Origin of the sequence: Micromonospora thermarum (assembly GCF_012034245.1) — a bacterium.
Classification (GTDB): Bacteria; Actinomycetota; Actinomycetes; order Mycobacteriales; family Micromonosporaceae; genus Micromonospora; species Micromonospora thermarum.
The window spans coordinates 1-9816 of the sequence record NZ_JAATEO010000066.1 but is presented as its reverse complement, the minus strand read 5'-3'; the positions used below and the strand labels follow the sequence as shown (position 1 = coordinate 9816).

Here is a 9816-nt window from a genome sequence, read left to right as displayed (position 1 = left end):
AGCAAAGGACGCGTGCCGAAGACAAGGTTCGCAAGTATGGAGGCGATGTCTCACGGCTTACCGATCTTGCGGCTGCCAAGGTTGTCTTTGCGAAGCTATCGGACCTGTATCGTGCCGTACGGCTGGTCACGGAGGACCCGGATGTCGAGATCGTTGAGGTTGAGGATCGGTTTGCCAAGCCGCAGGCGAGCGGGTATCGAGACATTCAGATGATGTTGCGCATGAGTAACGGGCACATCGCAGAGTTCCGGCTCCACTTGGCGGCACTTGACGTGGTCGATGGGTGGGAACATTCACTGTACGAGGTGCGGAGAGACCTCGAGTCGATCGCACGGGAGCGCGGCAATGATCTGTCCCTGATGGAGCGGGCGATCTACAACGGCCTACTGACCCGCGAACAAAGCTTCTTCTGGGATGCGCTCAAGTCGACGTTAGGTGAGGGGAGGCCGAGTGCCGGAGATGCCGGGCCTGGTTCTGCCGGGGTTCTTTAGCTACTACAAGTCGCCGGTGAAGATGGTCGAGACGACCGATGGCGGAGTGGCAGCGTGGCGCCTGTCCAAGAAGACGGGCGGCTGGGAGCCGGCTAACGACCTGATCGATGAGATCCTCTTTGCCGTCGGTGGGGAGATCAGCATGCTTGGCCGTGAGGACTTCGTGCAGTGGGTTGAGTACGACCGTGCTCACTATTTGCGCGGAGAGGGCCCAGTGTTCGCCCTCTACGAGACGATCAAAGCCATCGAAGACTTGGCAGATTCCGAACGGCGTGACCTCACGGCAAAGGAAGTCGCGCTCATCGAGGGCATCAGGCGCAGGACCTTCGTGATGTTCGAGGAGGAGCTCAGGCAGGCAGGTGACCTTGCTGCTGACCCCACTCTCATCGACATCCCAAGTAGCTGACGTTGTTAGCTGATTCGCCGAGGCGTGGCGTACGTGGCGGGCGGAGGTCGAGTTCGCCGAGCGCTTCGTCGCCGAGGCGCCGACCCTCGGGGTCCGGGGGCGCACGCACCACGGCGAGGAGCTTTCCCTGCGCGAGCTGCTGGTCCACATGATCGAGAAGTACGCCCGGCGCAACGGCCATGCCGACCTGCTCCACGAGCTGATCGACGGCCGGATCGGCCAGTGACCGGGGCCACGAGGCCGCCGGCGGCGTCGTGAGGAGAGGAAGTTGGTGGGCCAGGTCGGCTACGAGCAGCCGGCCGACGTGGCCGCCGCGCTCGCGATCCAGGACCGGCTGTGGCCTCTGGTGGACCTCGTCGGTCCCGGACCGACCGCTCCGGCGAGGGTGGCCGGCCTGGACGTCGCGTACGCGGAAGGCGGGGACCGGCTCGCGGCGGCCGTCACCGTGTTGGACACGGCGACCCTGACCGTCGTCGACGAGGCGGTCAGCGTGGGGCGTCCCGCCTTCCCGTACGTCCCCGGGCTATTCGCGTTCCGGGAGGTGCCCGCGTTGCTCGACGCACTGCGTCGCCTGCGTACCCTTCCGGATCTGCTGGTCTGCGACGGACACGGGCTGGCGCACCCGCGCCGGTTCGGGCTGGCGTGCCACCTGGGGGTGGTGACCGGCCTGCCGGCGGTCGGGGTGGGGAAGACCCCGCTGGTGGGGACGTGGTCGGGGCCGGCGGAGCGGCGCGGGGCCTGGGCGCCCCTGGTCGACGGAGGGGAGGTCGTCGGCGGGGTGGTGCGGACGCGGGACGGGGTGAAGCCCGTCTTCGTCAGCGTCGGCCACCGGATGAGCCTGGAGAACGCGATCGCCCAGGTACTCGCGCTCGCGCCACGTTTCCGGCTGCCGGAGACCACCCGCACGGCCGACCGGCTGTGCCGGGACGCTCTGGCCGCCGTCGCCTGAGCGGACCGGTCCGCCGGCCGAGCGGGCGGCAGGAGGCGGCCGGACACGTGGGCGTGGCGGGTGCCGGTCCGAGTGGATGGCGGCGCCGGAGGGTAATGCGGGGCACATCCGGAGCGCTCTATGACCGGGAGCTGTCCCGCCCCGGTAGTAGCCTGACCGGCGGACCCCCGTTCCCGGGGGAGGAACGGCGAGGTGATCATGTCGGTTCGGCGGCACGCGGCGCGGCTCGCAGCGGTCTGCGCGGTGGTGGGCGGCCTCGTGGCCGTCGGTGCGACCCCGGCGCTCGCCGACGAGGACTCGGTCCGGGTGGGCGCCGCCGGGCGATTCACGGCCGGAGGGTCGGCTGAGGGCGTCGCCGTGGAGGTGCGCAAGCGTACGGACGGCTGCGTCCTCCTGCGCACCGCGCTCGCTCTACGCCTCGACGGGCTCCAGGCGGATCAGGTCCGGGTGCAGGTCAACGCGGGGGGCCGCTGGTTCCCCGTGCCGCTGTCCGGGGGCGGCGGCGGGGTGAGCACCGCGGCCACCTCCCCGGCGAACCCGCGGCTGTGCAAGGGCAAGAGCATCACCGTGCGGTACCGGGTGGCGTTCGCCGCCGGAGCGCCGGACGGCCGGCTGGCCGTCATCGGTGAGGCGACCAATGCGGTGGGCCAGGTGCTGGGTCGAGGGTCGGACGCCTCCCGGGTGGTCGGCGGTCGGCCCTCCGCCTCGCCGACGCCGTCCCGGTCGCTGACCCCGTCACCGACGCCGAGTGCCGCCGTGACGGAGGCGGGCGCCGCCGACGGGACGTCCGTCGACGCCCTCGCCGATCCGGCGGGTGGGGCGCCCAGCCCGGTGGCGGCGGAGGCGTCCGGCGGTTCCCCGATCATGTTCTTCGGTCTGGCCATGGTCGCGGTCGGGATCGTGCTGATCGTCCTGCTGGTCCGCCGCTTCCGGGAGGACAAGGAGACGCCGACGAGCGGTGGCCCGCCCCCCGGTGGCAGCACCTACCGGTCCGCGCAGAGCCCGCCGGTCGTGCCCGGCCAGCCCGGGCAGGTGTACGGGCAGCCGGCCACCGGCCGTCCGGCTACACCCGGCCTGTACGGAACGCCGCCCGCCCAGCGCCCCACCGGCCTCTACGGCGCACCGGCGGACGCGACCCAGGTGATGCCGGGCGCGCCCACGCCGGGGACCCCCTACGGCGCCCCGCCACCGTCAACTCCTCCCGTGCCGGGGCAGTACGGAACGCCGGCTTCGGGAACGCCCGGAGTCGCCGGGGACGAGGACCGGACCACCTTCATGCCCCGACTGCCCGACTGATCCGGGGCGGACGGCGCAGCGCGCCGCCCGCCCCGGGCTCAACCGTGATGGGCGCGCTTGCCCTCCGGGCGGCCGCCGATCCGGCCGGACGAGAACCCGGGCCTGTCCTCGGTCAGCAGTGACCGGACACCGTGGTGCTCTTGACGTCCTTGACCTCGACAGCCGGACCGAAACGGGTGTCGTACAGCTTCGCGATCGCGTGGTACTTCTTTTTGGGATCGACGTCGGAGCACGGCTCGGAGGTCGAGAGATACGTGTAACCCGAGGCGTGGAACCCCTTGTATCGGCTGGCGACGGAGCTGTTGCCGTGCCAGTCGTCGCGATAAATCGAGATGCGGATAGCGAAGTGTTCCTTGTTCCGGCAGTTCACATCCGCCCGGGCGTACATGGAGCCCGGGTCCTTGCTGATCTTCACGCTGAGGCTGCAGTCGTGCGGACGCGCTGAGGCGGGGGAGGCCGGTACCAGCGCTCCCGCGGCGGCCAGAGACATGGCGGCCACGGACATCGCGGCCAGCCGGAGACGTCGCTTCCTTCGTGCCAAGGTTGCTCCCATTTCCTGAGCGCCTGCATTGCGGCGCGCCATGTGCCGACACCGATAAAGGTGTCGAGACCGGGGGATTGGCGCGGATGCTGTTCGGCAGCATTCTTCAGACGCTGAAAAGGAGGCTATTGCGCGTTAAGGAAGGCTCGCAACCCCGCCTGCACAAATCCATTTATTCGGGGAATTGCGGACCTGGTGCGTCGATGGATGGCCGCTCGACCACACGAGTTCATGACCCCGACTCCGCGCCTGGGGCCGAGGCGTCGGGGCCCCCTCCGATACGCTCAGGCCGTTGACGACCTGCAGCCCAAGGAGCGGAACCGGTGTCTGATCTGTCCCAGATCGTGAAGGCCTACGACATTCGTGGGACGGTGCCGGATCAGTGGGACGAGCGCACGGCGGAGGCGCTGGGCGTGGCCTTCACCCAGGTCCTCAACGCCTCCGGCGAGCCCGGCGACGCGGTGCTGATCGCCCACGACATGCGCGCCACCGGCCCCGGCCTCGCCGCGGCCTTCGCCGCCGGCGTCCGCGCCGAGGGCCGTACGGTCATCGAGCTGGGCCTCGGCTCCACCGACATGCTCTACTACGCCTCCGGATCGCTCGACCTGCCCGGGGCGATGTTCACCGCCAGCCACAACCCGGCGCAGTACAACGGCATCAAGATGTGCCGTTCCGGTGCCCGGCCGATCGGCCAGGACAGCGGCCTGGCCGAGATCCGGGACCGGGCGCAGGCTCTGCTGGACTCGGGCGAGGCGCGCCCCGCCGGCGAGCCGACCGCGCCGGTGCAGCAGCGGAACCTCCTCGCGGACTACGCGGCGTACCTGCGCAAGCTGGTCGACCTCTCCCGGATCCGGCCGTTGAAGGTGGTGGTGGACGCCGGGAACGGCATGGGCGGCTACACGATCCCGACCGTGCTCGGTGACGCCGCGCTCCCGGCCCTGCCGCTGGAGATCGTGCCGCTCTACTTCGAGCTGGACGGCACCTTCCCCAACCACGAGGCGAACCCGCTCGACCCGAAGAACCTGGTCGACCTCCAGCGGGCCGTGGTCGAGCACGGCGCGGAGATCGGCCTGGCCTTCGACGGTGACGCGGACCGGTGCTTCGTGGTGGACGAGCACGGCGAGCCGGTCTCACCGTCCGCGATCACCGCCCTGGTCGCCGCCCGCGAGCTGGCCAAGCACCCCGGCTCGACGGTGATCCACAACCTCATCACCTCCAGCGCGGTGCCGGAGATCATCCGGGAGCACGGCGGCCAGCCGGTCGTCTCCCGCGTAGGGCACTCGTTCATCAAGGCGGAGATGGCCCGGACCAACGCCGTCTTCGGTGGCGAGCACTCCGCCCACTACTACTTCCGCGACTTCTGGTTCGCCGACACCGGCATGCTCGCGGCGATGCACACGCTGGCCGCGCTGGGCGAGCAGTCGCTGCCGCTGTCGGTGCTGGCCGGGGAGTACGAGCGGTACGTCGCCTCCGGCGAGATCAACTCCACCGTGGGCGACCAGGCGGCGACGGTCGCCGAGGTGCGGGCCGCGTACCCCGACGCGGAGGCCGACGAGCTGGACGGCCTCACCCTGCGCTTCCCCGACGGCGCCTGGTTCAACCTGCGGGCCTCGAACACGGAGCCGCTGCTGCGGCTCAACGTCGAGGCCCCGACCCGGGAGCGCATGACCTCGCTCCGCGACGAGGTGCTCGACCGGGTTCGCCGATAAGATCGCGTGCGCCGGTCGGCACCGCCGTCCGGTGAAGCCGCACACGTGGAAGGAGCCGTGCCATGGCCCTGGACCCGCAGTTGCTGGAGATCCTCGCCTGCCCGGACACGCACCACGCCCCGCTCACCTACGACGCCCAGGCACAGACGCTGACCTGCACGGAGTGCGGCCGGATCTTCGAGGTCCGCGACGACGTGCCGGTGCTGCTGCTCGACGAGGCGCGCGGCGGCCCCGCGGAGCGGTCGTGATCGACGGTACGGCCGGGGTGAGCGGCCACCGCGACGCCGACGAGGCCCTGCTCGACGACCCGGACGCGCTCGCCGAGCGGGATCCGGGCGGAATGCTGCGGCATACCGCCTCGGCGGGTGCGCAGGTCCGCGAGTCGGCGGCACTCGCCGCCGAGGCCAACCTTTCCGTGCTGGGCGACGAGGGGCGCCCGCGCGCCGTGGTCATCGCCGGCATCGGCACCGCCGGGCGGACCGGCGACGTCCTCGCCACGGTCGCCGGGCCGCGCTGCCCGGTGCCGGTGATCCCGCACCGCAGCGCCGGCGTGCCCGGCTGGGTCGGTGCCGCCGACGTGGTCATCGCCGTCAGCGCCTCCGGCCGCAGCCCCGAGGCGCTCGGCGCGGCCGAGGCGGCCCACCGGCGCGGTGCCCGCCTCGTCGCGGTCGGCGCCCCGGACTCGCAGCTCCAGTCCGTGGCCGAACGCGCCCGGGCGCCGTTCATCCCGGTGCCCCGCCGCGCCCCGGCCCGGGCCAGCCTCTGGGCGCTCACCGTGCCGGTTCTGCTCGCCGCCCGTACGCTCGGCCTCGTGAAGGTGAACGAGGCGGACCTGGCGGAGACCGCCGCCCGGCTCGACGCCGACGCCGACCGCTGCCGCCCGACGGCCGAGTCCTTCGTCAACCCGGCGAAGTCGCTCGCGCTGGGCCTGGCCGGTTCGATCCCCATCGTCTGGGGCTCGTCACCGCTGGCGACCGTCGCGGCCCGCCGGTTCGGCGACACCCTGTCGGCGAACGCCCGCTACCCGGTCGTGTCCGGCGCGCTCGGCGAGGCCGGTCGTGGCCGCGTCGGCCTGCTCGACGGCGTCTTCGGCGGCCTGGCCGAGGGGGAGCGGGACATCTTCGCCGACCCGGACGACGAGACGCCCGCCGGCACGCGGCTGCGGCTGGTGCTGCTGCGGGACGGCGGGCTCAACGCCGAGGACGACGCCGACGAGCCCCTCGCGGTCGAGGAGCGGCGGGCGGAAGCCGTGCAGACCCTCGCCGAACGGCGGGGCGTGCGCTGCGACGTGGTCACCGCCGAGGGTGGCTCCGCGTTGGAGCGGCTCGCCTCGCTGGTCGCGGTCCCGGACTTCGCCTCGATCTACCTTGCCCTGGCACACGGGCTGGACCCCATGGCCGTCCCGGCCATCACGGAGATGAAGGAGCTGGCGAACCAGTGAGCGAACGCAAGCGAGCGGCCGTCCTCAGCGAGGCGGCGGCGTGAGCGCCAACGGTGGGACCAAGGCGATCGTCGCCGCGCTGCTGGCCAACGTCGGCATCGCCGTCACCAAGTTCGTCGCGTTCCTGCTGACCGGCTCGTCGTCGATGCTGGCCGAGTCGATCCACTCGGTCGCCGACTCCGGCAACCAGGGCCTGCTGCTGCTCGGCGGCCGGCGGGCCAAGCGCGCCGCCACCCCGCAACACCCCTTCGGCTACGGCCGGGAGCGCTACATCTACGCGTTCATCGTGTCGATCGTGCTGTTCACCGTGGGTGGCCTCTTCGCGCTGTACGAGGCGTACCACAAGTGGGGGCACAAGGAGGGCATCACCGAGTGGCACGCGGTGCCGGTGGTCGTGCTCGTGGTCGCCATCATCATGGAGACGTTCTCCTTCCGGACCGCGATCAAGGAGTCGAACCACGTCCGGGGCAACCAGTCCTGGGTAAAGTTCGTCCGCCGGGCCAAGGCGCCCGAACTGCCCGTGGTGCTGTTGGAGGACCTGGGCGCGTTGGTCGGTCTGGTCTTCGCGCTGTTCGGCGTGAGCATGACGCTGATCACCCACAACGGCCGCTGGGACGCGGTCGGCACCGCGATGATCGGCGTGCTGCTGGTGACGATCGCCGTCATCCTGGCCATCGAGACCAAGAGCCTGCTGCTCGGTGAGGGCGCCGAGGCGCACGACGTGACGGCCATCGAGAAGGCGATCACGGCCGGCCCGGAGATCGAGCGGATCATCCACATGAAGACGCTCTACCTCGGGCCCGACGAGCTGCTGGTGGCGGCGAAGGTCGGCGTACGCACCTGGCACAGTGCCGAGGAGCTGGCCAGCGGCATCAACGCGGTCGAGGCGCGGATCCGCGCGGCCGTTCCCGCCGCCCGGGTCATCTACCTGGAGCCGGACATCTACAACGCCGACGCGGACCGGGCCGACTCCGGCGCCGCCACCCACATCGAGCCCGGAGAAACCGCCGGGCGGTCCGGAGGCTGACCGGTGGAGCTGCTGTACGGGCCGATCCGGAACTACGCCTGGGGGTCGCGCTCGGCGATCGCCACCCTGCAGGGGCGGCCGGTGCCGAGCGACGAGCCGGAGGCCGAGCTGTGGCTGGGCGCCCACCCGGGCGCTCCGGCCTCGGTGGACCGGGACGGCGCCCGGGTCAGCCTGGTCGACCTGTTGCTCGCCGAGCCGGGGCACTGGCTCGGCGAGCAGGTGGTCGACCGGTTCGGCACCCGGCTGCCGTTCCTGCTCAAGGTGCTCGCCGCCGACGCGCCGCTCAGCCTTCAGGCCCATCCGGACCGGGACCAGGCCCGCGCCGGGCACGCCGCCGACGCGGCGCGTCCCGAGGCGCAACGCAACTACGTCGATCCGCACCACAAGCCCGAGCTGCTGGTGGCGCTCTCGTCGATGGAGGCGCTCTGCGGCTTCCGCGATCCGGCGGTGTCGGCGGAGGTGCTCGCCGCGTTCGGCGTACCGTCACTGGAGCCGGTGGTGACCGCGTTGCGCACCGGTCCGGCGGGCCTGTCCGAGGCCGTACGCCTGCTGCTGACGTGGCCCGCCGCCGAGCGGGACGCGCTGGTGACGGCGGTGGCGTCGGCGCCGGTCGGCGGGCTCGACGCCGAGCTTGCGCGGGAGCTTTCAGCGGCCTATCCGGGTGATCCCGGGGTGCTGGTGGCGCTGTTGCTCAACCGCGTGCGGATCGCGCCGGGGGAGGCGATCTGGATGCCGGCCGGCAACCTGCACGCCTACCTGCGGGGCACGGGCGTGGAGATCATGGCGGCGAGTGACAACGTGCTGCGCGGTGGGCTGACGCCCAAGCGTGTGGACGTGGACGAGCTGCTCCGGGTGCTGCGGTTCGAGGTGCTGCACGATCCGGTGGTGCGTGCGCGTGAGGTCGCGCCCGGCGTGGTCTGCTGGCCGGTGCCGGTGGACGACTTCGCGCTGCACCGGGTGCGGGTGGGCGTGGAGGTACCCGAGGTGACGCTGCCGCTCGCCGGGCCACGGGTGGTGCTGTGCGGGGCCGGTGGGCTCACGGTCGATGACGGGACCGGCAAGGTGGCGCTCGGGCCGGGCCAGGCGGCCGTGGGTCCGGCTGCCGCCGGTGACCTGCACCTTTCGGGTGCGGGGGAGGCATACGTCGCGAGCTGCGGCCAGCGCTGAGCGACGCGCGGCTTCTGCGGGGCGAGCAAGTCCGACTTTCCCGGAATGGCTTGACGCGGGATCAGCGCAGTGTGACTCTATGGGTACGCAGCGTTATCGCGACGACGGTCCCGAGAACGCGCGGGGAACCAAACCGGGGGGATGCACGGGGCGGCCGGCCCGTGGGCGGAAAGTCCGTCCACCACCGACCGCCCCGTGCGCTGTTCGCCGACCGGGCGGCGGTCCGTCGGTGCGCGCGCGTAAGGTGGATGGTCGCGCTGCACATCGTCCGACAGGAGCTTTCATGACCAGCACCCTCCCGGCGTCCGCCAGCGGATCGCACCGGCCGAGCACCCTCGCCGAGGGCGACTACAAGGTGGCGGATCTGTCGCTTGCCGAGTTCGGACGCAAGGAGATCCGGCTCGCCGAGCACGAGATGCCCGGCCTGATGGCGATCCGCCGCGAGTTCGCCGACGCGCAGCCCCTGGCGGGTGCGCGGATCACCGGCTCGCTGCATATGACGATCCAGACGGCCGTGCTCATCGAGACCCTGGTCGCGCTCGGCGCGCGGGTGCGGTGGGCGTCGTGCAACATCTTCTCCACCCAGGACCACGCGGCCGCGGCGGTGGTGGTCGGCCCGGACGGCACCCCCGACGCTCCGGCGGGTGTGCCGGTGTACGCGTGGAAGGGTGAGAGCCTGCAGGAGTACTGGTGGTGCACTGAGCAGGTGCTCGCGTGGCCGGATGGTGAGGGTCCGAACATGATCCTTGACGATGGTGGGGACGCGACGTTGTTGGTGCACAAGGGCGT

At 71.6% G+C, this 9816-nt stretch carries 11 protein-coding genes and 1 pseudogene; 11 read left to right on the top strand and 1 reads right to left on the bottom strand.

The window, feature by feature from the left end; all coding sequences use genetic code 11:
* The 5 genes and pseudogenes from HCJ94_RS28950 to HCJ94_RS28930 form a co-directional block, all read left to right on the top strand.
* On the top strand, window positions 1-491 hold a 491-nt coding region (locus HCJ94_RS28950; RefSeq protein ID WP_507236344.1), incomplete at its 5' end, for a RelA/SpoT-related domain-containing protein.
* A 22-nt stretch (window positions 492-513) separates the two neighbouring features.
* The gene (locus HCJ94_RS28945) at window positions 514-897 is read left to right on the top strand and encodes a hypothetical protein (RefSeq protein ID WP_240944603.1); all 384 of its coding nucleotides are present in this window, start codon (window positions 514-516) and stop codon (window positions 895-897) included.
* A 28-nt stretch (window positions 898-925) separates the two neighbouring features.
* Window positions 926-1123 (top strand): annotated as a pseudogene (locus HCJ94_RS28940) (mycothiol transferase); the annotation flags it as partial.
* 42 nt (window positions 1124-1165) lie between these two features.
* The gene (gene nfi / locus HCJ94_RS28935; protein ID WP_168004177.1) at window positions 1166-1846 is read left to right on the top strand and encodes a deoxyribonuclease V; all 681 of its coding nucleotides are present in this window, start codon (window positions 1166-1168) and stop codon (window positions 1844-1846) included.
* A gap of 192 nt (window positions 1847-2038) precedes the next feature.
* Complete coding sequence (locus HCJ94_RS28930) at window positions 2039-3142, top strand: hypothetical protein (RefSeq protein ID WP_168004176.1); 1104 nt, start codon at window positions 2039-2041, stop codon at window positions 3140-3142.
* A 112-nt stretch (window positions 3143-3254) separates the two neighbouring features.
* Here HCJ94_RS28930 and HCJ94_RS28925 read toward each other — a convergent pair whose 3' ends face one another.
* Complete coding sequence (locus HCJ94_RS28925; RefSeq protein WP_168004175.1) at window positions 3255-3725, bottom strand: hypothetical protein; 471 nt, start codon at window positions 3723-3725, stop codon at window positions 3255-3257.
* A 281-nt stretch (window positions 3726-4006) separates the two neighbouring features.
* Here HCJ94_RS28925 and HCJ94_RS28920 point away from each other — a divergent pair, with 281 nt between their 5' ends.
* The 6 genes from HCJ94_RS28920 to HCJ94_RS28895 form a co-directional block, all read left to right on the top strand.
* Complete coding sequence (locus HCJ94_RS28920) at window positions 4007-5392, top strand: phosphomannomutase/phosphoglucomutase (protein WP_168004174.1); 1386 nt, start codon at window positions 4007-4009, stop codon at window positions 5390-5392.
* Between the two features lie 62 nt (window positions 5393-5454).
* The gene (locus HCJ94_RS28915; RefSeq protein ID WP_168004173.1) at window positions 5455-5640 is read left to right on the top strand and encodes a Trm112 family protein; all 186 of its coding nucleotides are present in this window, start codon (window positions 5455-5457) and stop codon (window positions 5638-5640) included.
* Entirely contained in the window at window positions 5637-6833 is a 1197-nt protein-coding gene (locus tag HCJ94_RS28910; RefSeq protein WP_168004172.1) for an SIS domain-containing protein, read from the top strand. The genes HCJ94_RS28915 and HCJ94_RS28910 overlap by 4 nt, the downstream gene beginning before the upstream one ends.
* 40 nt (window positions 6834-6873) lie before the next feature.
* Window positions 6874-7860, top strand: a complete 987-nt coding sequence (locus tag HCJ94_RS28905) for a cation diffusion facilitator family transporter (protein ID WP_168004171.1) — start codon at window positions 6874-6876, stop codon at window positions 7858-7860.
* A gap of 3 nt (window positions 7861-7863) precedes the next feature.
* Entirely contained in the window at window positions 7864-9027 is a 1164-nt protein-coding gene (manA, locus tag HCJ94_RS28900; protein WP_168004170.1) for a mannose-6-phosphate isomerase, class I, read from the top strand.
* Between the two features lie 283 nt (window positions 9028-9310).
* Window positions 9311-9816, top strand: a 506-nt coding sequence (locus HCJ94_RS28895; RefSeq protein ID WP_168004169.1) for an adenosylhomocysteinase, incomplete at its 3' end; no start/stop codon positions are given.

Coding starts and splice junctions, on each gene's coding strand:
- HCJ94_RS28945 (WP_240944603.1), top strand. CDS start 514: ATGGTCGAGACGACCGATGGCGGAGTGGCAGCGTGGCGCCTGTCCAAG.
- HCJ94_RS28925 (WP_168004175.1), bottom strand. CDS start 3,725: ATGGCGCGCCGCAATGCAGGCGCTCAGGAAATGGGAGCAACCTTGGCA.
- HCJ94_RS28915 (WP_168004173.1), top strand. CDS start 5,455: ATGGCCCTGGACCCGCAGTTGCTGGAGATCCTCGCCTGCCCGGACACG.